Source organism: Marinobacter metalliresistant, assembly GCF_038098645.1.
GTDB classification, from domain to species: Bacteria; Pseudomonadota; Gammaproteobacteria; order Pseudomonadales; family Oleiphilaceae; genus Marinobacter; species Marinobacter metalliresistant.
Map to the genome: position 1 here is coordinate 1453302 of NZ_CP101118.1, position 23759 is coordinate 1477060.

A 23759-nucleotide genomic window follows, 5' to 3' on the forward strand; every position below is an offset into this window, starting at 1 on the left:
CCCTTCCGGGACACGCTGTGAATACGTCCATGTACGCTTGACTGCAGCATCCATGCTGCAGACAGTCCCGGAAGGGCCTGACACACCCTGTCTCCCAGACGTTTGGTGCTCCCGTTCCTTGACAATAGCTCCCAGGGTTCGGGGCGGCGGCCGGTGCAGCTTCCTGAGACTGTGCGCAGCATGAATGCTGCGCTCAAGCCTACATGGACGTATTCACGGCGTGTCTCAGGAAGCTGCACCGGCCGCCGTCTCCCGCCAACACTATAAGTCTGGCACAAGAAAGTCTGGCACAAGAAGGGAAAATTGGCAGACTACCTGTAAAGCCAAGTGTGCGTTAGAATGTTCGGCCCGCTCCGGACATCATTTTGATACAGGGTTTTATTTTTCACACAAGGTAATTTCGGTAATGGCAGGAATGGACGAGCAATACAATCCCCGTGACGTAGAGCAGAATGCCCGTAATTTCTGGGAAGATAACAAGACCTTCATGGTCAGGGAAGAGCCGGGCAAACCCAAGTACTACTGCCTGTCCATGTTCCCCTACCCCAGTGGCAAGCTGCACATGGGGCACGTCCGCAACTATACCATTGGCGATGTCGTTTCCCGTTACCAGCGCATGCAGGGCAAAAACGTGATGCAGCCCATGGGCTGGGACGCCTTCGGCCTGCCCGCCGAGAATGCCGCCATTGCCAACAAGACGGCTCCGGCCAAGTGGACCTACGCCAATATCGAATACATGAAAAACCAGCTCAGGCAGCTGGGTTTCGGTTACGACTGGGACCGGGAGCTGGCCACCTGCAAGCCGGATTATTACCGTTGGGAGCAGTGGTTCTTCGCCCGTCTTTATGAGAAAGGCCTGGTGTACAAGAAGATGTCCACCGTGAACTGGGATCCGGTGGATCAGACGGTTCTGGCCAACGAGCAGGTCGTGGACGGCCGTGGCTGGCGTTCCGGAGCCCTGGTGGAGCAGAAGAAAATTCCCCAGTGGTTCATCCGCATTACCGACTATGCCGAGGAGTTGCTGAACGATCTGGATCAGCTGGAAGACTGGCCCGAGCAGGTCAAGGCCATGCAACGCAACTGGATTGGCAAGTCCGTGGGTACCGAGCTGACCTTCCCGCTCAAGGACAAGGACAGTGGCCTGACGGTCTACACCACGCGCCCCGACACCCTGATGGGCGTGAGCTACATGGCGGTTGCCGCCGGGCACCCCCTGGCAAAAGAGGCCGCGGAGCGGCACCGTGATGTGGCCGAGTTTGTGGAGGAGTGCCGCAGCAGCAAGGTGGCCGAGGCTGAGCTGGCCACCATGGAAAAACGTGGCATTGATACCGGTTTCAAGGCCATTCATCCGCTGACCCAGGAAGAAATTCCGGTCTGGATTGCCAACTTTGTTCTGACCGACTACGGTACCGGCGCCCTGATGGCCGTTCCGGGCCATGACGAACGGGACCATGAATTTGCCCTTAAATACCGCCTGCCAATCAAACAGGTGATTGCTGCGCGCGATGGTCGAGAGATTGATGTTCAGGAGCAGGCCTTCACCGAAAAAGGCACGCTCGTGTCTTCCGGCAAGTACAGCGGCCTGACCAGTGAAGAGGCCTTCGACGAGATCGCCCGCCACCTGGAAGAGCACAACATCGGCAAGCGCACGGTGAACTATCGTCTGCGGGACTGGGGCGTGTCACGGCAGCGTTACTGGGGCGCGCCGATTCCGATGATGACTCTGGAAGACGGCACCGAGATGCCGGTTCCGGACGACCAGCTGCCGGTCCGCCTGCCGGAAGATGTCAAGATGGACGGCGTGCAATCGCCAATCAAGGCCGACCCGGAGTGGTGCAAAACCGAATACAACGGTCAGCCGGCCACCCTGGAAACCGATACCTTCGACACCTTCATGGAGTCGTCCTGGTACTACGCCCGGTTCTGCAGCCCCCATTACGACAAGGGCATGCTGGATCCGTCCGCCGCCAATTACTGGCTGCCGGTGGATCAGTATATCGGGGGTATCGAACACGCCATCCTGCACTTGCTTTACGCCCGTTTCTTCCACAAGCTGCTCAGGGATGTGGGCCTGGTCACCAGTTCCGAACCCTTTAATCGCCTGCTCTGCCAGGGCATGGTTCTGGCCGAAACCTACTACCGTGAGGACGGCAAGGGCGGAAAGGTGTGGATCTCTCCCGCGGATGTCACGGTTGAGCGTGATGAGAAGGGTCAGCCCATTCGCGCGGTACACAAGGACGATGGCGAGCCGGTGATCTCCGGCGGCGTCACCAAGATGTCCAAATCCAAGAACAATGGCATCGATCCCCAGGCCATCATTGACCAGCATGGCGCCGATACCGTTCGCCTGTTCATGATGTTTGCCGCGCCCCCGGAACAGTCCCTGGAATGGTCTGACAGCGGGGTTGAAGGCGCCCACCGTTTCCTCAAGCGTCTGTGGCGCCTGGTGAATGAACACGCGGCTTCCGGGCTTGCCCCGGCGGTGGACTCAGCCGCCCTGGACGATGGCCAGAAGAATCTGCGGCGCAAGACCCACGAAACCATCGCCAAGGTCAGCGACGATATCAGCCGCCGACTGACGTTCAACACGTCCATTGCCGCCGTTATGGAACTGCTCAACGATGTTGGCAAACTTCAGGGCGACACACCCCAGACCCGGGCCGTTCGTCAGGAAGCCCTGGACACTGCCGTTCTGGTGCTCTCCCCGATTGTTCCTCACATCTGCCACACGCTCTGGCAGGCACTGGGCCACGAGGATCCGGTAGTTGATGCGTCCTGGCCAAAGGCCGATGAAAGCGCCATGGTGCGGAGCCGGATTCAGGTGGTGCTTCAGGTCAATGGCAAGGTTCGGGCCAAGGAAGACGTTCCCGCCGACATCAACAGGTCCGATCTGGAAAAACTGGCTCTGGAGAACGAGAACGTGATGCGTTTCACCGAAGGCGCCACCGTGCGCAAGGTGATCGTGGTTCCCGGCAAACTGGTGAATGTGGTGGCCAGCTGATATGCCCCGGCACTCCGCCCTGCGCGCCCTGATCCGCATGTCGATTGCCGCCTCGCTGGTGGCGACTCTGGCCGGGTGCGGATTTCAGCTGCGTGGTGCGCCTCCGGTATCGGCAGCCCTTCAGCCCCTTGCCGTGGATTGTTCGTCAGCGGTTCCCGAAACGCTTTGTCAGTCAGTAAGGGAACAGCTCGAACTTGGAGAAATAGAGCTCGTTCCCGTTGCACGGGCTGACTATATTCTGCGCCTTGATAACTTTGAGCAGGACCGGCGCGCAAGCGCCATCACCGCCCAGGCTGCCGCCGCGGAGTACACGCTTCGCCACTCCGTGGCTCTTGAGGTTGTCAGCGCTGACCGCATTCCCGTGGTTGCCTCAACCCGCCTGAACACCAGCGAAAGTTACCGGTACGATGAAACCAACGTACTGGCGAGGCAGCGCGAGGAAGAAGCACTTCGCCAGCAGTTGAACGACCGCCTGGCGCAGCAGGTTCTTTTCCGTCTGGCTCCTCTGACCTCCGAACGGATTGATGCCATTCGGGCGGAATACAATCGCACTCAGGATGCCGGCGTTCCAGCAACAGGCAAACCATGAAAACCAATCCGGGACAGCTATCCCAGCTACTGAAAAAGAGCCTTTCACCAGTCTATCTGATTTCCGGGGATGAACCGCTGCTCGTTCAGGAGTGTTGCGATCAGGTCAGGCAGGCCGCGAAAGAAGCCGGATTCCATGACCGCCTGACATTCCATGCCGATCATCAACTGGACTGGAACGCGGTCGCGGACGAATTCAGCGCCATGTCCCTGTTCGCCGAAAAACGCCGCATAGAAATTCATCTGCCAACCGGCAAGCTCGGAGACGGCCGCGCCGTGCTCGAGCGTGTGCTTCAGTCTCCCCCTGAGGACATCATTCTGCTGCTGATCAGCGCCCGCCTGGACGCCGCGGAAACCCGCCGTAAATGGTACAAGGAGCTCCAGGGCAAGGGGGTGCACGTACCGGTCTGGCCAGTAGACGCAGACAAATTCCATGGCTGGCTTCAACAAAGGGCCAGCAGCCGCGGACTCAGCCTGACCCGCGGCGCTCTGGCGATCATGAGCGAACGCCTGGAAGGCAACCTGCTTGCCGCCAGCCAGGAGCTGGATCGGCTGGCGCTGCTGGCGAACGGCACTACGATTGACGAAGAAACCGTTGAACAGGCCGTCCAGGACAGCTCCCGGTTCAGTGGCTTCGAGCTGGTCACCGAGCTGATATCCGGCCGGGCGCCCCATGCCTGCAAGGTGATCAGCGTGCTGCAGCAGGAAGGTGAAAACCCGCTGGGGTTGCTGGCTGTCCTGAGCCGCGACCTGAACCTGTTGCTGGAACTGAAATCTTCAGGCGGCCAGGCTGAGAATCCGGCCTCATTCCTGAAGAAAAGAGGCGTGTTCCAGCCTCAGCGAGTACGAGCGATGGAACAGGCTGCCCGCCAGCTGAACCGCGCTCAGTTGCACGACGCCATTGCACTTTGCAGCAAGGTCGACCGAGCGACCAAAGGCTTCGACCCGCTCTCCCCCTGGCACTATCTCAGAGATATGTCGGCGCTCCTGGCCGCCCGCGCCTGATCCAGGTCAAACTCTTTCCTCCTTGCCATCTTGCGGCCCGGCAACCCCTTGACAGTTTTTTACAATCGGGCGCATTGTAAGCACACCATCAATCCAAGGAGGTGTTTCAGATGAGTCTTCAAGAAGAGTTCAAAAAACTGTCGGACAAGATAAAACAGTATCGGGATGAGGCGCGGGTGCAGCTTCACCTGGCCCGCGAAGACGTGAAGGACGAATGGGACGATCTTGAGCAGGATTGGGACCGCTTCCGGACCAAGATCGACCAGATGATGCACGATGCGGAAAACGCCTCCCAGGAAGCCCGCCAAACCACCCAGAAGCTGGGTGAGGATCTGAAGACCGGCTACCAGAATATCCGTAACAAACTGAAGTAAAAGTGTTAACCGGTTAACACTAAGCCACAAATCTCTACGCCAGGGGCTCCGTGGGCCGGAGTCTCTGTGTCATACTTCACAGTATCAGTGAACAAAGCGTCATAGTTTTGACCCGCCTGATCGAATCCTGACCAGCGGGGCCTGAATTGCCAGGGCGCTTGACCACACTGCGAGGTATAAATGGCGTATGAAACAATTCTTACTGATACCCACCGCACTCACCTTCCTGCTCACCACAACCCTCGTGATTGGCCAGAACATCCGTTTCAGTGATCCGGAAACCGTTATTTCCGAACATTTCTGGGGCAATCTCTACGCCAACGGAGGGAACTCATTCTTCTGCGACACTCCTTTTACCAGTAAAGGCTTCGTGCTGACCGACGGGTATGTATACCCGCTGGCCGATGTGCGCAGCGCGCTCGACTGTGGGACGTCGCGCCAATGTGAACAGGACAACCGTTATCGGCAGATAGCCTCAGACATGCACAATATGGTGCCGGTACGTAGCCGGACAGAAATGGGACGCCGCAATGTTCGATACGAAGACCTGGGTTCTGCCGTCAAGACCGACGAGTGCGGCATCCGCCAAAGCGCCCAGTTCTTTGAGCCCCCCGTTCGGGTCAAAGGCGATGTTGCCCGCACAGTTGCCTACATGGTCGACACCTACAAACTGCCATGGCTGGGCTCTGCCGCCGTGTTCAAGGGCTGGAATCAGCTGGACCCACCTGACGACGGTGAGCTGACGCGCCATCGGCGCATTGCCGAAATTCAGGGGAACGAAAATCCTTTCGTCACAGATCCCGAGCGAATGGAAAGACTCTGAGCTTCAAGGCCGGAGCTGGTGCCAACCTCTATCAGATCAACAAGGAGTCATGAAAAAGGGGTCAGATGAAACTTTCATCTGACCCCTTTTTATGCCCGCCTCAACTCTGAAATCAGAATTCTTCAGCAGTCAGAGCCATCATCGAGTCACTGCCGCTACGGATACCTTCGGCCAGGGAAACGGTTTTTGGCAGCAGGCGGTCAAAATAGAACCGCGCTGATTTCAGTTTTCCGCTGTAGAAGCCTGAGGTATCGCTCCCGGCCTTGGGTGCAGCCGCCTTCGCGATTTTCGCCCACATGTAGCCGAGGGCCGTCAGGCCGAACAGGTCGAGGTAATCTACTGAGGCAGCTCCAACGGCGTTCGGGTTGTCGCCGGCCTGTTTGATCACATGCTCTGTCACGTCATCAAGGCGCTCAACCGCGGCAGCGAGAGGCTCCAGGAACGGACGCAGGTGCTCGTCACCGCTGTTTTCCTCAAGGAAAGTCGCCACATCCTGGGCAAACAGTTCGTAAAGCTTACCCTGGCTGCCAACCACTTTTCGGCCCATCAGGTCCAGCGCCTGGATGCCGTTGGTGCCCTCGTAAATCTGGGTAATCCGGCAGTCGCGAACCAGCTGTTCCTGCCCCCACTCGCGAATGAAACCATGGCCACCGAATACCTGCTGACCCATGATGCAGGCTTCCAGGCCACGATCGGTCAGGAACGCCTTGGCCACCGGAGTCAGCAGCGCCACCATACCTTCGGCATGCTTGCGTCGCTCGTCGTCCTCGGCGTACTTGGAAATATCCAGCCACTGGGCCACGTAGGTTGAGAAAGCGCGGCCGCCTTCAACATAGCCTTTCATGGTCAGCAGCATACGACGTACATCCGGATGCACCAGAATCGGATCCGCCGCTTTTTCGGGCTGCTGTGCACCAGTGGGCGCGCGGCTCTGTATGCGATCAAGGGCATATTCCCGGGCACTTTGCAGTGAGGCTTCAGCGGCACCGATGCCCTGGATGCCAACGCCCAGACGCTCGTAGTTCATCATGGTGAACATGGCGGCCAGGCCTTTGTGCTCCTCGCCAACCAACCAGCCTTTGGCGCCATCGAAATTCATCACGCAGGTGGCGGAACCCTTGATACCCATTTTCTTCTCGATGGAGCCACAACTGAAGCTGTTACGCTCGCCCAGGGACCCGTCATTGTTCACCAGGAACTTGGGCACCAGGAACAGGGAAATGCCCTTCGGGCCTTTTGGAGCATCCGGAAGCTTGGCCAGCACCAGGTGGATGATGTTCTCCGCCATGTCGTGCTCGCCCCAGGTGATGAAGATCTTGGTACCTGTGACATTGAAGGAGCCGTCGTCGTTGGGCTCGGCCTTGCTACGGATAATACCCAGGTCAGTACCGGCATGGGGCTCGGTCAGGTCCATGGCACCGGACCAGACGCCGGAATACATGTTGGGCAGGTATTTTTCTTTCAGTTCCTGGCTGCCGTGGGCGTCCAGGGCGAGGCAGGCACCGGCGGTCAGCATGGGCGCCAGGCCAAAGGCCATGTTGGCACCCTGCATCATCTCCTCGAACTGGGCCACCAGCGTCTTGGGCATCCCCATACCGCCGAACTCCGGGTTACCGCCCAGACCGTTCCAGCCACCTTCAACGATGGTCTGGTAAGCCTCCCTGAAGCCCTCCGGAGCCGTTACTTCACCGCTGCTCCATTGGCTGCCCTGCTCATCACCTTCACGGTTCAGCGGGGCAAGAACGCCACTGGTAATCTTGCCAGCCTCTTCCAGGATGGCATCGGCCGTATCCGGGTCAACATTTTCGGCAATTTTCGGCAACGACGCCCACAGGGCGGGGGCGTCAAAAACCTCGTTCAGAACAAAGCGCATGTCACGTAGGGGTGCCTGATAATCAGCCATCTAAAACTCTCCAAAAATTCTGTCAGTCTGTCCAGGTGGTAAAGGGGCCTTGGTTCCGGCCAGTCACACCTGCTTGGGCAATGTGTCCGCTGAAGATTATTTTTTATGGGCGTTTATTCTACCTCAAAAGCGGACCGTAACTCATGAAAAAAGCCCGCCTCCGGGGAGCGCGGGCTTTTACGTCCTGTGGAACTGTGCTCAGTGCCCGCGCTTAGATAGCGAAGGCTTCCTCAGGCATATCCATCAGGCTATCAGCGCCGGCCAGCATGCTTTCGGCATGGGCTCTGGCACGGGGCAGCATACGCTTGAAGTAGAAGCGGGCAGTCTGCACCTTGGCGTTGTAGAACATTTCCTCGGAAGTACCCTCAACCATCTTGTCCAGGGCAACCTTTGCCATGCGGGCCCACAGGTACGCAAACACGGCGTAACCGGAGTACATCAGGTAATCCACAGACGCGGCGCCCACTTCTTCGCGGTTCTTCATGGCGGTCATGCCGATCTTCATGGTCAGGTCGCCCCATTCCTTGTTCAGAGCCGCCAGCGGCTCCAGGAATTCCTTGAGCTGTTCGTTATCGGCGTTTTCCCTGCAGAATATGTGAACCTGCCTGGTGAAGCCCTTCAGGGACTCACCCTGGGTCATCAGCACCTTGCGGCCCAGCAAATCCAGCGCCTGGATACCGGTGGTACCTTCGTAGATCATGCCGATACGGGCATCACGTACGTTTTGCTCCATACCCCACTCGGAAATAAAACCGTGGCCACCGAACACCTGCATGCCCAGGTTGGCCGCTTCATAGCCGATTTCCGTGAGGAACGCCTTGGCGATCGGGGTCAGAAAGCCCAGTGCCTCGTCAGCAGCCTTACGCTCATCCTCAGTCTTGCCGCTGTGAACGATATCAGCCTGCTGCGCAGTCAGGTAAATGAGGGCACGGGCACCTTCGGCAACCGCTTTCTGGGTCAGCAGCATACGACGTACGTCCGGGTGAACGATGATCGGATCGGCGATACCCTCAGGGTTCTTCGGGCCGCTCAGAGAGCGCATGGCCAGACGGTCCTTGGCGTAGGCCAGGGAGCCCTGGAAGCCCAGCTCGGCCGCACCCAGACCCTGGATGGCGGTACCGATACGAGCCGTGTTCATGAAGGTGAACATGCAGTTCAGCCCCTTGTTCTCAGGCCCGATCAGCCAGCCCTTGGCGCCGTCGAAGTTCATCACGCAGGTAGCGTTGCCGTGGATACCCATCTTGTGCTCAATGGAGCCACAGGAAACCGCATTGCGCTCGCCGGAAGAACCGTCGTCGTTCGGCAGATTCTTGGGAACGATGAACAGGGAGATACCCTTGGTGCCTTCCGGTGCGCCCGGCAGGCGGGCCAGCACGATGTGAACAATGTTCTCGGCCATGTCGTGCTCACCGGCTGAGATAAAGATCTTGGTGCCGGTGATGGCGTAGCTGCCATCCGCATTCGGCTCTGCCTTGGTCCGCAGGATACCCAGATCGGAACCACAGTGCGGCTCAGTCAGGCACATGGTGCCGGTCCACTCACCACTGATCAGCTTGGTGAGGTAAGTCTGCTTCTGCTCTTCGGTGCCATGCTCTTCGATGGTATTGGTCGCACCGTGGCTCAACCCCGGATACATGCCGAATGACCAGTTGGCGGTACCCACCATTTCGCTCATAACCAGACCAAGAGAGTGCGGCAGACCCTGACCACCGTAGTTGGGATCAGCCGTCATGGACGGCCAGCCACCTTCCACATACTGCTGGTAGGCTTCTTTGAAGCCTGTCGGTGTTTTCACACTGTCTTCGCTCCAGGTGCAGCCTTCCTTGTCACCCACCTGGTTCAGCGGAGACAGAACCTGCTCACAGAATTTGGCACCTTCCGCAATAATGGCATCCACCATATCCGGAGTTGCGTCTTCAGCACCTTCCAGGTTGGCGTAGTGCTGCTCGCTGTTCAGCAGCTCGTTCATTACGAATTTGATGTCACGCAGGGGCGCTTTGTACTCAGGCATGGAATCCACCTCGGTTTTCGGTCTCAGCTGAAACAGGTTTGACAGCTTCTGGCCTTGGGTTTGCTCAGACACCGCAGCGCACTGCGCCGCAGCCTTAATTAAACACTTGTTTGAAACATACGTTTAGAGGCACAGAATTGTCAATAGCCGGATGCAAAAATTGTGTTGCCGTATGTCACAGGATCACGCGCCATAACAGTGCGCAGAGCAATCGCCCGGTCATCGCAAAGCGGAAAAATCAAGCGAGGAAAAGGAGTTGAGCAAAGACCGGTTCAGGCAGAAACAGGCTCGAACGATGAGGACCCGGCCCGGTCTTTCTCACCGTCTTTTTCAGCCATGGCGGAGACTGTTGAACTGCCGCACCAGCCCGGTGAACGCGTGCCGAACCCTGAACAGGAGAAGATACTCCGAAGGGCGTGGGAGAAACCGTTGGAAATACAGGAGGGAGTGAGGAAAGCACTTTCTTGGCCCCAGCTTGGCCCCAGCATGGCCCCAGGCTCAGGCCATAATATCCAGCAACGTTCCGAGCGTCTCGTCCGCGGTTTTCACCACCTGCGCTGAGGCTTCGACACTGCGCTGGTATATCTTGAGGTCAACAATGGGCTCAATCAGGTTCCCCGCACCCCCGGCAGTCCCCTGGGGACCATCTACGCCGCCACGGGCAATCTTACGGGCGGCATTTTCCATGCCGACCATGCCGTCCTGAATGCCCTGGATACCAACTGCGAGTGTGTTGTTGATCATAACAGCTCTGCCCGATGACCATTATTTGACTCGATTAAGCCACATTTTTGGTCATTTTTCAAACAGGGAATCAATATTGAGGTAACTTGCCAGCATCTCCGGACGCGACTGTTCAAGCCACGGCAGTATTCCCAGGCACGGCGACGCCATGTGATTGACCAGGTAGTCCAGGGTGTCCTGCTCACAACTCATGGGCTCTGGCTCGGTCCGGTTGGCAACCCAGCCCGCCAGCATCAGCCCGTCATTGCGTATGGCTTCTGCCGTGAGCAAGGCGTGGTTGATGCAACCCAACCTGAGCGAGACCACGAGAATCACCGGCATGGCCAGCTGGCGCGGAAATTCTCCGTAAGTTTCCCGATCATTAAGTGGGACCCGCCAGCCTCCGGCACCCTCCACCAGCAGGAGGTCTGCAGGACGAATCTGCAAACCACGGCAGAACCCCACCAGGCGATCAACAGTAATGTGCCGGCCTGCCTGTTCAGCGGCCACGTGGGGCGCAATGGCCGGCTCCAGCGCAACTGGATTGATCAACTCATAAGCCAATGGTTCCGAGATGGCATTCTGCAGCATCAACGCATCTTCGTTGCGCAGGCCCTCGGGTGTCCGCTCACAGCCCGAGGCAATGGGCTTCATCGCCAGAGTCCGTTTCCTCATGACTCGTGCGGCGTGCAAAATCGCGGCAGATACCATGGTTTTGCCTACACCGGTGTCGGTACCTGTTACGAAATAGGATTTTTTCGCCATACTTCAGTCCTGTCAGGGGCACAAGAATATGCCAGCCTATTTCCTGTCTTCCGGTAAGGCCTCAGGTTTTCTTCCAGTAAATCCAGGCGGCCTCGTAGCTTGCCATAACCGTTCCGTCCGGCTCTTTCGAATACTGCCTGCACATGTCCCGCATCCTGCCCGGCGCGGTCACAGCCTTGCGGCGTTCAGCGCCCCGGAAACCTGCGCCAAGATGCCTGAGCTCACCTGCCAGCATCATGGGCGACGTGTAGGGCAGGCGGATGGTTCGGGTTTCGATGGTCGCCTGTGGCAGTTCAGCGTTCACTTTTGCACGCAGGGCCGTTTCAGTCTCGAAGCGGTTTACATGTTCATGCTCCGGATCCGCAGCTCTCCAGGCGTGTTTCAGCTCCTTCAGCGTACCGTCGAGGAGGCTGGAGACCATCAGCCGTCCACCAGGGCGCAGTATCCGCCGGCATTCCCGGAACACCGCCCGGGGATCCTCACACCACTGGATCATCAGGTTACTGAAAATCAGGTCGCAACTTGCATCCTGCAAAGGCAGGTGCTCGGCATCGGCAATGATCCAGTCAACGTCTTGAGAACCTTTTTCCCGGGCTTCCTGCACCATACCCTGAGACAGATCTACCCCCGCCACTGCCCCCACCTGCTCCATTGCCGCGAGCTTGCGGGTGAACCAGCCCGTGCCGCAACCAAGATCCAAAGCGCCTGAATCTGCCGCCACCGCGTTGCGGGTCAGGAGCTTCTGCAGCATGGTGTTGCCCATGAAACGCTGCAATCTTGAGGCACTCTCGTAGGTGCTCCGCGCGTTACCAAAGCCCCGGGCAATATCCGCCTTGAGCGTCAGGGAGGCGCCTTTCAGGCCGCCCTGACTACCGGTCACGGAACTCATGACGCCCATGCTGACAACTCCGCCTTCGAAGCCAGAAAAGAACGGATTGCCCCCCAGCAATCCGCGGCCGAACATCCACCCGGCCAGTGCGCCATACCCTCGACCACCGTCTGGCGACTGACGACCGGAATCTCAAGGTCGCCGGCCCAGGGCCTGACAACAATGTCCTGCCCGCCCATCACGTGAAGGGCGGGTGTGGCGAGCGATTGCCAAAGCGCTCTTTGATCCCCGGCATCCAGCCATGCAAGGCTCTTACAGAGATGATCGTTTGACACCAGGGTGCCTTTTTCGAGCCACGGCTTGAGCTTTTGCCGCTCCTGCTTCTCGTCGGCCGCTCCGTTGATCATCAACAGAAGAAAATGCAGCCAGTACCGTTGCGGATCCTGGCGAATGCCCCGGGCAAAAGCCCTGAACTCACGGGCCGCCATTCCATGGGGCCAGCTCTCATCGGCGACAAATTTCGGAAAACCGCCGAGAGTGATCGCACAGGACACCGAACCGGTTTCCCGGCAGGCGGCCTCCATCACAATCTGGCTGCCGAGGGACCACCCCATCCAGACCGACGGCTCGGGATACAGCGACAGCAACTCCTCGGCCACTTCAGGCACGGAACTGCAGCGGGCCAGCAGTTCATCGTCCAGCGAAACCGGCATCACCTCACCCGGCCAGAAACCATAAAGCCCGGCCAGCATTTCCGCCCGGACACCCCAGCCACCGACAACCACCAGACGCGGACAGACTTTCGCGGAACTCATATCGCCACTTCCGTGCCCTGAGCCAGGTGACGACATTCCGACAGCGCGTTCAACAGACAATCGAGATTCTCCTGAGTATGTGCGGCACTGAACGTAACCCGCAAACGAGCCTCACCCACCGGAACGGTGGGTGGGCGTATCGCCGACACCAGCAACCCCCTGTCTTCGAGCGCCTGGCTCAACGCCAGAGCAGCGTGGTTATCACCAATCATGATCGGCTGAATGGGCGTATGGGAGTGCATCAGATCATAACCCAGCGCAGACGCCTCTCTCCGGAACCGGGAAACCAGCCCCAACACATGTTCCCGGCGGGCATCATCGCGCTCGATCAGATCAATACTTGCGCAGGTCGCCAAGGCAAGCGCCGGCGGCATGGCCGTAGTATAGATGTAGGTTCGCGCTTTCTGAACCAGATAATCCATCAGCAGCGCCGGCCCTGCAACAAACGCACCGCTGGTACCGACCGCCTTGCCCAGGGTGCCGATCAGCACCGGAACATCCACTTCCGACAGTCCCGCCTCAGCCACACTCCCCCGCCCCTGGGGCCCGAGAACGCCAAGGCCGTGGGCATCGTCAACCACCAGCAGCGCATCATGGGCCCGGCAGACCCGCGCCAGCCCGGCCAGCGGCGCCACATCGCCATCCATACTGAACACACCGTCCGTCACCACCAGCTTGTGCCCGGACGTTTTCGCCAGCATCGCCTCCAGCGCGGCAACGTCCCCGTGGGCATACCGGCGAACCCGGGCCCGGCTCAGAATACAGCCATCGATAATGGACGCATGATTCAGCCGATCCGAGAAAATCGTATCCCCGCGACCGGCCAGCGCCGAAATCACACCCATATTGGCCATGTAGCCGGTCGAGAAGAACAATGCCGAACTGCGCCCGGTGAATTCCGCCAGACGCTGCTCCAACTGGTGGTGCGCATCATGATGGCCACAGATCAAATGGGAAGCCGCGCCCCCGAGACCGGTGTCCGGTAGCGCGGCACGCAGTGCGTCAATGTTAGCGGGATGGTTGGCAAGCCCGAGATAATCGTTGCTGCAAAAGGATAACAGAGACTTGCCATCAGCAATCAGAGATGGCTGCTGAGGACCGGTTACCTGCCGACGAGTCCGGTAAAGCCCGGCTTGTTTACGTTCTTCGAGTTCAAGGCCAAAGTCCCGCACGATCGCACCTGGAAGTTAACTCAACGGCCCGGGCGACGAGCGGGTAAGGCTCCCCCGGGATTGTAGAGGGCCAAGGATGGCCCGAAACAAGCGCACATGGATGTGCCCGTAGCGTATCCCGGGGAGCCTTACCCGCTCGTCGCTTCCCCAGGGTCGAAAAAAAGGTTCAGGCAGATTCCCGAGTAGCGTCATAGAACATATGGCGAGTCGCCTCATACTCCACCGCCTCGGCAATCGCCTCCACTTCCTGCTCCTCGGAGGCACACTGCTCCCGCTGCTCCGGCCGGATCCCAAGACGCTTGAACAACAGCATATCGGCATCGGCTTCCGGGTTGGCAGTGGTCAACAGCTTCTCACCGTAGAAAATCGAATTGGCACCCGCCATAAAGCACAGCGCCTGCATCTGCTCATTCATATTCTCCCGGCCCGCCGACAGGCGCACGTGGGAAGCCGGCATCATGATCCGGGCCACCGCAATAATGCGAACGAACTCGAACGGATCCAGATCCTCCACATCCTCCATCGGCGTGCCCTTCACCTTCACCAGCATATTCACCGGCACACTTTCCGGATGGTGAGGCAGGTTCGCCAGCTGGACCAGCAGGCCGACGCGATCATCCTCATCCTCGCCCATACCCATAATGCCGCCGCAGCAAACCTTCATACCGGCTTTACGGACGTTATCCAGCGTATCCAGACGGTCCTGGTAGGTCCGGGTTGTGATGATGTGGCTGTAGTACTTCTCGGAAGTGTCCAGATTGTGGTTATAGTAATCCAGACCGGCCTCGGCCAGCTCTACCGCCTGCTCTTCCTTCAGCATGCCCAGGGTCATGCAGGTCTCCAGCCCGAGGGATTTCACCTGCTTGACCATATCAAGAACATAGGGCATGTCTTTCTTCGAAGGACTGCGCCAGGCCGCGCCCATGCAGAACCGGGAGGCGCCCTTCTGCTTTGCCGCCTGAGCCTCAGCCACCACCTTCTCGATTTCCAGCAGCTTCTCTTTCTCGAGGCCAGTGTTGTAATGACCGCTCTGAGGGCAATATTTGCAGTCTTCCGGGCAGGCACCGGTCTTGATCGACAACAGCGTGCTCACCTGCACCTCGTTGGGATCAAAGTGCTCCCGGTGCGCGCTCTGGGCACGGAACAGAAGATCGTTAAAGGGAAGCTCGAACAGTTCGCGGGCTTCCTGCAGTGTCCAGTCGTGGCGGAGTTCTGTAGCGGTCATGTAAAAGTCCTGTTAACCTTTCCCGGTCTCTGGGTTTACGGATGAATCAGATGATAAAGGGACTGAACTGGCTGTCAACCTTCATGGAACGAAAGGTTAACAGCATCAAACAGGGCGGACTTTGCGCCGCCTGCCTTTCTTCCAGTGCTTTCAATGGGTTATGTCAGCCATGCCGGGAAGATCTACCGGTTAACCGCTGGCACTGCCGCTGTTGCGCCCTGCCCCTGGCTTTTCCTTCTTCGGATCTGCTTTGCGGCGACTGTCTGAAATTCCCGCCTCCGTTCAAGACATCCTGCATTCCCTGGCGCTATCAGTATCCCCTGGATGGCATGATCGGCCGCTATAAATACAACGGGCAACGAAAGTTTGCGCGGCCGCTGATCGCGGATTTTGCCGGTTTTCTTGAACAGGAACTGGGCAGCGGAACGATAACAAGACCGGACGTACTGGTGCCCGCCCCCATGGATTCGCGACGCCGGCGCCGGCGCGGTTTCAATCAGGCCCAGGATATTGCCGAGAATGTTGGGCGGCACCTTGGGATTACAGTGGATGCCGGACTGGTGCAGCGGGTTCGCCGGGTGCGGTCACAACGGGAATTGAGTCGGGATGAGCGGCTGGCGAATCTTCGCGGGGTGTTTGAAGTGACGTCGGTGGCACCTGAACGGGTGGCGATTGTGGATGATGTGGTGACGACGGGGGCAACGGTTCGGGTTTTGGCGGGGGCTCTGCGGGAGGCGGGGGCGCGGGATATTCAGGTTTGGGCCTTGGCTCGGACTCCTGGCTGAGGCTGCCCTCAGATTCTGCTATGACTCTGGGGGAAGCGCCGTGCCGGCAGGCTCTCCCGGGATACGCTACAAGCTCATCCCTGAGCGCTTGATTCGGGCCATCCATGGCCCTCAACAATCCCGGGAGAGCCTGCCGGCACGGCGCCCAAACCCTGCGATAGGTCGATCAAACCAGCTTTTTCTTAACCAAGTCTGCTATCGCCAAACATGAAGTCAGTCCAGGCGATTCAATCCCAAAGAGATTTACCAACCCCGGTACGCCGTGATCTTCCGGACCATCAATTCGAAAGTCCGCAAAACCGCCATCGGGTCCACACAGTTTTGGTCGAATGCCGGCGTAAGCGGGCTGGAGACGGGATGGGTCGAGGGATGGCCACCATTGACGGATGCCTTTGACAAAGGCCTCGAGGCGGTTGGTATTGACGGTGTAATCTTCCTGTTCGATCCATTCCACGTCAGGACCGAAGCGGGCCTGGCCGGCCAGATCAAGGGTCAGGTGGACACCCAGGCCGCCGGGTTCGGGGACGGGGTAGATCAGGGTATTGAAGGGGTGGCGGCCGCTGTAGCTGAAGTAGACGCCGCGGGCGAACCATTGCCGAGGCTTATGGTGATCTGAAAGGCCTGCCCAGGTTTTGGCCAGGGGAACGGCGCCCAGGCCGGCGGCGTTGATGACCTGTGTCGTTTTTAGTGTCAGCGGGTTGTCGCCTGCCACCCTGAGCAGGTGGTGGCCAGCAACGGACTCTGCCGCGACGACCGGTGACCGGAGGACGAGCTGACCTCCGGCATCCTGCAGTTCTCCGAGCAGTGAGAGCATGAGGCCATGGCTGTCGATGATACCGGTTTCGGGGGACCAGAGGCCGGCGCGGGCCTGGACTTGAGGAACCTGACGGGTAACGGCATCCGCGTCATGCATGGCCAGCTTGACGCCATTGCGGGCGGCGGCGGCCTGAATATCCTCAAGTTTCCGGGCTTGCGAATCACTGGCGGCAATAATCCATTTGCCACATTTCCGGTGGTCAACCTTGTGGCTCTGGCAGTACTCATAGAGGCGCTGACGGCCTTCCACGCACAGCAGGGCCTTCAGTGACTGCTCCGGGTAATAGATCCCGGCATGGATGACTTCGCTGTTTCGCGACGAAATACCGTCTCCGAACCGGTCTCCGCTTTCGAGAACGATCACATCGTGCCCGCTTTTTGCCAGTGCGCGCGCAATGGCCAGGCCGACGACACCAGCTCCGATAACAACGGTTTCTGTTTCAAGGAATTCTCCAGGCACTTCTTCCTGCTCCCGCTTAGCTGCCGATTACCGGAGCATACCCCATCCTCACACGCCAGCGGAAACCGGCCTCCGGGGTCTGAACACATTACTCAGGGACTCATACCGGTTATACTTGGCCCCGGAAATGAGTGCATGGAGTCCGGCGATGATGTCTGACAGGAAGCAGTTTGTACTGGTGATGGTGGTGGCCGCCCTGTTTGTAGGCTGGCTCGGCTGGCGCGGTTTTGAGGTTGTCAGCCTTAATGGGCGCCTGAAAGCCGACGAGGTGGTTGCCAGCTACCCCTACAAACATCGGGTGCTCAGGGTGGAGGGCGATACCGCCATCATGAGCTCACTGCGCTCACACTCAACGTCTACCCACCATGCACTGGGCGCTGTGTTCCCCAGCATGCGAAATCTCGGGGACAGTCACCGGGACTGGCAGCGCGCAGAACGTGAACTGGCCCAGGTGCAGGCCCGTGCAGGGGATGTTGTACTTGGAGCTTCCGGCATATCCCGTATTCGCTGGGAGCTGGATGAAAACTGGTATCATCTGCAGTCCATGAAATCCAAATACGATACAAGGCTCTGACCTTCCACTATGACCCATGAACCCGCACTTGCAGCATCCACCCACCCCTACGATTCCCTGACCCCGGACACCATTCTGGACGCGATGGAAGACGCCGGGTTTGCGGTAAGTGGCCGGCTTTTTGCGTTGAACAGTTACGAGAACCGGGTCTATCAGGTGGGTTTGGACGAAGGTCCGCCGGTGATTACGAAATTCTATCGGCCCGGGCGGTGGAGCGAAGCACAGATCCGGGAAGAGCATGACTTCACTATAGAGCTGGAACAGGCAGACATACCGGTCGTGGCGCCTATGCGGCTGGGCTCCGGAGATACTCTCGGTCACCATGGCGAATTCCTGTTTGCCGTGTTCCAACAGCGCGGGGGCCAGGCTCCGGACACCAGCGTGACAGACACCCTCTACAGGTTGGGGCAGTGGCTTGGCCAGATACACAACATTGGTGCCCGCAAGCCTTTTGCCCACCGGCCAGGCATTTCGTTACTCGATGGCATTGAATCCAGCAATCGGCTGTTAGTGGAAGGCGGCTGGATTCCAGCGGATCTGCGGCCCGCATGGGACAGTCTGATTCCGGATCTTCAAGCTCTGTGCGCTGCCCGTATTGATGAAGCGGGCCCTGTTGAGACCCTGCGTCTGCATGGCGACTGCCACGCAGGCAATATTCTCTGCCGGGAAGAACAGATGCTGTTCGTGGATCTGGACGATTGCCGCTCCGGGCCGGCCATTCAGGATATGTGGCTGCTGCTTAATGGTGACGACTTCGAGCGCGGTGCCCAGCTTGGGGAGTTGCTGGAAGGTTACGAGATGTTCCGTGATTTTAACCGCCGTGAACGCCACCTGATCGAGCCATTACGCTGCTACCGGCAGATCGCACACTGCGCCTGGCTGGCTAAACGCTGGGATGACCCCGCCTTTCCACGTTTTTTCCCCTGGTTTGCCCAACCCAGATTCTGGTCCGACCAGATTCTCTCGCTCCGGGAACAGCTGTCCGCCCTGCAGTCACCGGCAATTACGATTCCAGGGCAGTACTAACCGCACATAAACACGCTTGAAATGAGGTAGGCATGAGCCAGAATGAGGCCCGTTACACCGTCCGCAGCCTGATCGTGACCGCGCTGGCTGCCATTATCGGCACTGTCCTGGTGCTTGAGATGACTGACAAGATAAGCCACACCAAGAACAAGGACCACGTCCCGGTTGGCGATTTCAAAGCCATTCATATCACCGGGGAGGAAACCTTCCGTATGTCTCCGAAAGCTTCGGAACTGCATGCAGTGTGCGAGAACGGCTACCTGGCCATTGCGGCGGATGTGGACCCGTCGTTCCGGGGCATCCTGGTCGATTACAAGAACCGCGGTGTGCGGTGCAGACGCCCTTCACCGACCGGGCCGGCAGTTCCACGGCAGCCGGAGACACAAGACGGCAATGAATAAGCCCCGCAAACCTTCCGTACCACCCGAGCAGGTGACGGACCGGCTGTTTGCCACCGAGCGCCGCCCGGAGGATTTCCGGTTTGATGCGTCGGTAGCACGGGTTTTTCCCGACATGATCCGCCGTTCGGTGCCCGGTTACACCACCATCATTCCGATGATCGAGGTGATCACCGAACAATACGCCCAGCCCGGCTCCCACTGCTACGATCTGGGTTGCTCGCTCGGTGCCTCGACCCTGGCAATGCGGCACGGAATTCCACACCGGGACTGTATCCTTGTGGGCGTGGACAACTCCGAGGCAATGATCGAGCGCTGCGAACATTACATTGCCCTGGACGACAATAACCTCCCCGTTACCCTGCGTTGCGAAGACATTCTGGACACCGAGCTCAGTAGCGCCTCGGTCACAACGCTCAATTTCACCCTGCAGTTTGTCGATCCGGACCAGCGGGCCGGCCTGCTCACCCGGATTGCCAAGGCAACCCGGCCCGGGGGCGTCCTGATCCTGTCGGAGAAAATCCGGTTTGAAACGGAAAGCGAGCAGGCGATACAGACCCGCCTGCACCACGAATTCAAGCGCGCCAACGGTTATTCAGATCTGGAAATCAGCCAGAAACGCACGGCCATTGAGCAGGTCCTGATTCCGGAAACACTCGCCGCCCACAAGGAACGACTCCAGGCGGCAGGCTTCGATCAGGTTCTGATCTGGTATCAGTGCTTTAACTTTGTTTCCATGCTCGCCATCAAGGCCAATACACCCGACACCGACTGACCATGGCAGAATTTGACTGGAAAACCCGATTCGGACCGCTTCTTGATCAGCTTTCAGATGACGGCCTTGATGCCTGGGCACAAACGCTCAGGCAGCAACTGACTCGCCGCTTTGACGACAATCCCCATGGCGATCTCGATCGCTGGCAAGCCGCCCTCGCCCGCCTGCCGGATATGGCCGGTGTGGAGGCGCACCTGGACCGTTCCGCTGTAACCCTGACATCGCCACATGCCCTGACGCCGGAGCAGCAAGAGCACTTGCAGCAGGGGTTACGCGGGCTGATGCCCTGGCGGAAGGGTCCTTTCGAGTTCTTCGGCACCCGGATCGATACCGAATGGCGTTCCGACTGGAAGTGGGACAGAGTATCCCCCTACCTTTCAGACCTTTCCGGCCGTCGTATTCTGGATGTCGGTTGCGGCTCCGGCTACCACTGCTGGCGGATGCTGGGTAAAGGCGCTGGCCGGGTCATCGGCATTGATCCAGGCCTGTTGTTCATGTTCCAGTTCCTGAGCATCAAGGATTACCTGGGCAATGTGCCCGTGGACTTGCTGCCGGTCCGGATGGAGGATCTGCCGGCCGACCTTGAGACCTTTGACACCACGTTTTCGATGGGTGTCCTCTACCATCGAAGGTCACCGCTGGACCATCTGCTCGAACTGAAGGGTACGCTCCGGAAAGGTGGCGAGCTGGTCCTGGAAACGCTGGTGGTTGAAGGACCCGAGGGCTACAGCCTGATGCCCCGGGATCGCTACGGGCAGATGCGCAATGTCTGGTTCCTGCCCAGCTGCGACACCCTGCTGCGCTGGCTGGACCGCACCGGCTACCGCAATGCCCGGGTGGTTGATGTTTCGGCGACCAAAACCGAAGAGCAGCGCAGCACCGACTGGATGCGATTCAATTCACTGCAGGATTTCCTGGATCCGGACGATCCGTCGAAAACAGTCGAAGGCTATCCGGGGCCCCTGCGCGCAACAATAATCGCCGAGAAACCCTGAGCGCAAAAAAACCGCCGTGCCGTCTGGCAGGGCGGTTTTTGTTCCGCTGGCGATTACTCGCCGAACGGATGACGGAGCGTGATGGTTTCAATACGATCCGGGCCAGTGGAAATCACGTCGATCGGCGCTTCAATCTGCTCCTCAAGGAACCGGATATAGGCCTTGGCGTTCCCGGGCAACTGGTCCAGACTGGTCAGACCGACAGTGCTATCGCTCCAGCCCGGCAGCTCGGCGTAGACCGGCTCGATGTCCTTGTAGGTGTCACAGCCAATCGGTGGCCGGGTAATTTCGCCATTTGGCGTCTTGTAGCCGACACAGACCTTCACCGTCTCCATTCCATCCAGAACATCCAGCTTGGTCAGACAGATGCCGGACACGCTGTTGATCTGGATGGCGTGACGCAGGGCAACCGCATCAAACCAGCCACAGCGGCGGGAGCGACCGGTGGTAGTTCCCACCTCATTGCCCTTGACGGCCAGGTGCTGGCCCATCTCGTCAAACAGCTCGGTGGGGAACGGGCCTGAACCAACGCGAGTAGTGTAGGCCTTGGTAATCCCCAGCACGTAATCCAGGAACAGGGGGCCGAAACCGGAGCCGGTGGCGGTACCGCCGGCCGTGGTGTTGGAAGAGGTCACATACGGGTAGGTGCCAAGATCAATATCCAGAAGAGAGCCCTGAGCGCCCTCAAACAGGATGTTTTCACCACGCTTGCGGAAGTCATGGAGCATATCGGTAACATCCGCCGCCATGGGCAGGATTTCTTCGCCCATCAGTTTCAGCTCTTCAAGGGCTGCATCGATGTCCTCAGCCTCTTCCTTGAAGTACTCAGTCAGGATGAAGTTGTGGAAGGACATGATTTCACGCAGCTTTACCTCAAACCCGGCGGGATTGCACAGGTCGCCCAGGCGGAGGCCACGGCGTGAAACCTTGTCTTCATAGGCCGGACCAATACCGCGGCCGGTCGTGCCGATCTTGTCGACACCGCGAGCCCGTTCACGGGCCTGGTCAATTCGGACATGGGTGCGCAGGATAAGGGGGCATGCCAGGCTGATCCGCAGACGGTCACGAACGGCGACGCCATTGGCTTCCAGCTCACGCACTTCCTTGAGCAGCGCCTCCGGCGACAGGACGACGCCATTGCCAATCAGACAGTAAACATGCTGACGCAGGATGCCGGAAGGGATCAGATGAAGCGCCGTTTTCTTGCCGTCAATCACCAGGGTATGACCGGCATTGTGCCCGCCCTGGAAGCGAACGACGGCCGCGACCTTGTCGGTCAGCAGATCAACAATTTTACCCTTGCCTTCATCACCCCATTGGGTGCCCAGCACAACAACGTTTTTACCCATGATTCTCTCTCAATGCGGCTGCCCCGCAGGACAGGCGTTTCGCAAGTTTACCTGTAAATGAATTCACCGAAGCCCGGGGGCATCAGCCCAGCTTCTCCACGACCCACTGGCCGCCCTGTTTAACCAGCTTCCGGTCACAGCCTCTGGCGGCCGGATCAACACCGTTATCCTCCGGCAAGGCACGGACAACGGTTTCTGTCATTCTCAGGCCGGAAATCACGCCTTCCAGGGCCGGGTCATCATCCGCCGGCGCCCAGACTGCGCCGGACTTCCGTACCAGCCGCTCACCCAGGGAAACCAGTGCGCGGATATCGAGACTGAACCCCGTCGCGGGCCGCGCCCGACCAAAATCACTGCCAATGGCATCGTAGCGCCCGCCCTTGGCGACCGAGTCGCCATGACCGGGAACGTAAGCCGCGAACACAAGTCCGGTGTGATAGTTGTAGCCACGCAACTCGCAGAAATCGAAGCCGAAACTGACTTCCGGGTAGTCCCGGCCCAGCATGTCCGACACACGGCCCAGCTGATCCAGTGCCGCATCCAGATTGTCAGATGCACCTTGCAGGACACGGCGTGCCCCGGCCAGCGCCTCCGGGCCGCCACTGACCCGTGCGAGCTCACGCAGGTGGGCACCGGAAGAACCCGCCGGACACCCGCCCAGCAGCTCATCGAGCTCGGGAACTGACTTGCGAGCCATGGCATCAAAAATCACGGCTTCGGTGTCTCGGTCAAAATCCGCTTCGCCGACCAGGCTCTCGTAAATCGACACGTGCGCCAGATCCAGGTGAATGCGCGGCAGCCCGGCAACCCGAAGGGTTTCCAGCATCAGGCTGATCACTTCCATATCCGCTGCTTCGGAGGCACTGCCAAAAAGCTCGCAGCCTGCCTGGATCGGTGTCCGTCCGGTCAGCATATGGCGCGGACGGGTATGCAGCACATGGCCCGCGTAGCAAAGGCGGGTAATGCCATCCTGGCCCAGGGTGTGGGCATCGATACGGGCAGCCTGGGGTGTCATATCCGCCCGCACCCCCATCATCCGCCCTGTCAGCTGATCGGTCAGCTTGAAGGTTTGCAGTTCCAGATCGTGTCCGGTTCCGGTGAACAGGGATTCGAGGTATTCAATAAGCGGCGGGATTACCAGCTGATAGCCCCAGCGCTGGCAAGTATCCATTACATCCCGGCGAAGGGATTCGATCCGTCCGGCCAGCGGAGGCAGAATATCCTCTACCCCGTCCGGCAGTAACCAGCGATCAGATACTGTCATGAGATTCCGTTGTCCGTTATATCCGCACCGGCGCTGTTGGCTGGGGGGATCACACAGAATTTAAGGCGACATTCGGGCAAAAA

The 23759-nt window shown here is 59.0% G+C and carries 22 protein-coding genes; 11 read left to right on the forward strand and 11 right to left on the reverse strand.

The window, feature by feature from the left end:
* Positions 1–415 precede the first annotated feature (415 nt).
* From leuS to NLK58_RS06790, 5 genes are all read left to right on the forward strand, one after another.
* Positions 416–3001 (forward strand): leucine--tRNA ligase, encoded by a 2586-nt coding sequence (gene leuS / locus NLK58_RS06770; protein WP_341582778.1) that lies wholly within the window; start codon positions 416–418, stop codon positions 2999–3001.
* The gene (lptE, locus tag NLK58_RS06775; protein WP_227539461.1) at positions 2985–3590 is read left to right on the forward strand and encodes an LPS assembly lipoprotein LptE; all 606 of its coding nucleotides are present in this window, start codon (positions 2985–2987) and stop codon (positions 3588–3590) included. The genes leuS and lptE overlap by 17 nt, the downstream gene beginning before the upstream one ends.
* Entirely contained in the window at positions 3587–4594 is a 1008-nt protein-coding gene (holA, locus tag NLK58_RS06780; protein WP_341582394.1) for a DNA polymerase III subunit delta, read from the forward strand. The genes lptE and holA overlap by 4 nt, the downstream gene beginning before the upstream one ends.
* Before the next feature lie 110 nt (positions 4595–4704).
* The gene (locus NLK58_RS06785; protein ID WP_117617803.1) at positions 4705–4968 is read left to right on the forward strand and encodes a hypothetical protein; all 264 of its coding nucleotides are present in this window, start codon (positions 4705–4707) and stop codon (positions 4966–4968) included.
* 187 nt (positions 4969–5155) lie between these two features.
* Complete coding sequence (locus tag NLK58_RS06790) at positions 5156–5791, forward strand: endonuclease (protein ID WP_117617804.1); 636 nt, start codon at positions 5156–5158, stop codon at positions 5789–5791.
* A gap of 112 nt (positions 5792–5903) precedes the next feature.
* Here NLK58_RS06790 and NLK58_RS06795 read toward each other — a convergent pair whose 3' ends face one another.
* The 8 genes from NLK58_RS06795 to bioB form a co-directional block, all read right to left on the reverse strand.
* Positions 5904–7694, reverse strand: coding sequence for an acyl-CoA dehydrogenase C-terminal domain-containing protein (locus NLK58_RS06795; RefSeq protein ID WP_117617805.1), 1791 nt, complete (start codon positions 7692–7694; stop codon positions 5904–5906).
* A gap of 211 nt (positions 7695–7905) precedes the next feature.
* Positions 7906–9705: an acyl-CoA dehydrogenase C-terminal domain-containing protein gene (locus NLK58_RS06800; RefSeq protein WP_341582395.1), complete on the reverse strand. Its 1800-nt coding sequence runs from the start codon at positions 9703–9705 to the stop codon at positions 7906–7908.
* Between the two features lie 498 nt (positions 9706–10203).
* Positions 10204–10449 carry a flagellar basal body rod C-terminal domain-containing protein gene (locus NLK58_RS06805; RefSeq protein ID WP_117617806.1) on the reverse strand — a complete coding sequence of 82 codons (246 nt, stop codon included), beginning with the start codon at positions 10447–10449 and terminating at the stop codon, positions 10204–10206.
* A gap of 51 nt (positions 10450–10500) precedes the next feature.
* Positions 10501–11193 (reverse strand): dethiobiotin synthase, encoded by a 693-nt coding sequence (gene bioD, locus NLK58_RS06810; protein ID WP_117617807.1) that lies wholly within the window; start codon positions 11191–11193, stop codon positions 10501–10503.
* A 61-nt stretch (positions 11194–11254) separates the two neighbouring features.
* Positions 11255–12091, reverse strand: a complete 837-nt coding sequence (bioC, locus tag NLK58_RS06815) for a malonyl-ACP O-methyltransferase BioC (RefSeq protein ID WP_341582396.1) — start codon at positions 12089–12091, stop codon at positions 11255–11257.
* Positions 12079–12837 (reverse strand): alpha/beta fold hydrolase, encoded by a 759-nt coding sequence (locus tag NLK58_RS06820; RefSeq protein WP_117617809.1) that lies wholly within the window; start codon positions 12835–12837, stop codon positions 12079–12081. The genes bioC and NLK58_RS06820 overlap by 13 nt, the downstream gene beginning before the upstream one ends.
* On the reverse strand, positions 12834–14009 hold the full coding sequence (gene bioF / locus NLK58_RS06825; protein ID WP_341582397.1) for an 8-amino-7-oxononanoate synthase: 1176 nt from the start codon (positions 14007–14009) through the stop codon (positions 12834–12836). Before bioF ends, NLK58_RS06820 begins: the two co-directional genes overlap by 4 nt.
* A 166-nt stretch (positions 14010–14175) precedes the next feature.
* Complete coding sequence (gene bioB, locus NLK58_RS06830) at positions 14176–15234, reverse strand: biotin synthase BioB (protein ID WP_341582398.1); 1059 nt, start codon at positions 15232–15234, stop codon at positions 14176–14178.
* 50 nt (positions 15235–15284) lie between these two features.
* Between bioB and NLK58_RS06835 the strand changes: the two genes are divergently transcribed.
* The gene (locus tag NLK58_RS06835; protein WP_341582399.1) at positions 15285–16019 is read left to right on the forward strand and encodes a ComF family protein; all 735 of its coding nucleotides are present in this window, start codon (positions 15285–15287) and stop codon (positions 16017–16019) included.
* Between the two features lie 166 nt (positions 16020–16185).
* On the opposite strand, the gene NLK58_RS06840 is transcribed toward NLK58_RS06835, so the two are convergent.
* Complete coding sequence (locus NLK58_RS06840) at positions 16186–17295, reverse strand: NAD(P)/FAD-dependent oxidoreductase (protein ID WP_341582400.1); 1110 nt, start codon at positions 17293–17295, stop codon at positions 16186–16188.
* A 127-nt stretch (positions 17296–17422) separates the two neighbouring features.
* On the opposite strand from NLK58_RS06840, the gene NLK58_RS06845 reads away from it, so the two are divergent.
* From NLK58_RS06845 to cmoB, 5 genes are read left to right on the forward strand one after another with little or no spacing between them, the layout of a single operon-like run.
* Positions 17423–17869, forward strand: a complete 447-nt coding sequence (locus NLK58_RS06845) for a hypothetical protein (protein ID WP_341582401.1) — start codon at positions 17423–17425, stop codon at positions 17867–17869.
* 9 nt (positions 17870–17878) lie between these two features.
* Positions 17879–18895: a serine/threonine protein kinase gene (locus NLK58_RS06850; protein WP_341582402.1), complete on the forward strand. Its 1017-nt coding sequence runs from the start codon at positions 17879–17881 to the stop codon at positions 18893–18895.
* Positions 18896–18927: 32 nt separating this feature from the next.
* Positions 18928–19296 (forward strand): kinase, encoded by a 369-nt coding sequence (locus NLK58_RS06855; protein ID WP_117617815.1) that lies wholly within the window; start codon positions 18928–18930, stop codon positions 19294–19296.
* Complete coding sequence (cmoA, locus tag NLK58_RS06860; protein WP_117617816.1) at positions 19289–20068, forward strand: carboxy-S-adenosyl-L-methionine synthase CmoA; 780 nt, start codon at positions 19289–19291, stop codon at positions 20066–20068. The genes NLK58_RS06855 and cmoA overlap by 8 nt, the downstream gene beginning before the upstream one ends.
* Positions 20069–20070: 2 nt before the next feature.
* The gene (gene cmoB, locus NLK58_RS06865; protein WP_341582403.1) at positions 20071–21063 is read left to right on the forward strand and encodes a tRNA 5-methoxyuridine(34)/uridine 5-oxyacetic acid(34) synthase CmoB; all 993 of its coding nucleotides are present in this window, start codon (positions 20071–20073) and stop codon (positions 21061–21063) included.
* A gap of 53 nt (positions 21064–21116) precedes the next feature.
* Here cmoB and NLK58_RS06870 read toward each other — a convergent pair whose 3' ends face one another.
* Together NLK58_RS06870 and NLK58_RS06875 are read right to left on the reverse strand one after the other, a co-directional pair.
* Positions 21117–22412, reverse strand: coding sequence for an adenylosuccinate synthase (locus NLK58_RS06870; protein WP_117617818.1), 1296 nt, complete (start codon positions 22410–22412; stop codon positions 21117–21119).
* A gap of 82 nt (positions 22413–22494) precedes the next feature.
* Complete coding sequence (locus NLK58_RS06875; protein ID WP_341582404.1) at positions 22495–23676, reverse strand: ATP phosphoribosyltransferase regulatory subunit; 1182 nt, start codon at positions 23674–23676, stop codon at positions 22495–22497.
* Between the last annotated feature and the right edge of the window lie 83 nt (positions 23677–23759).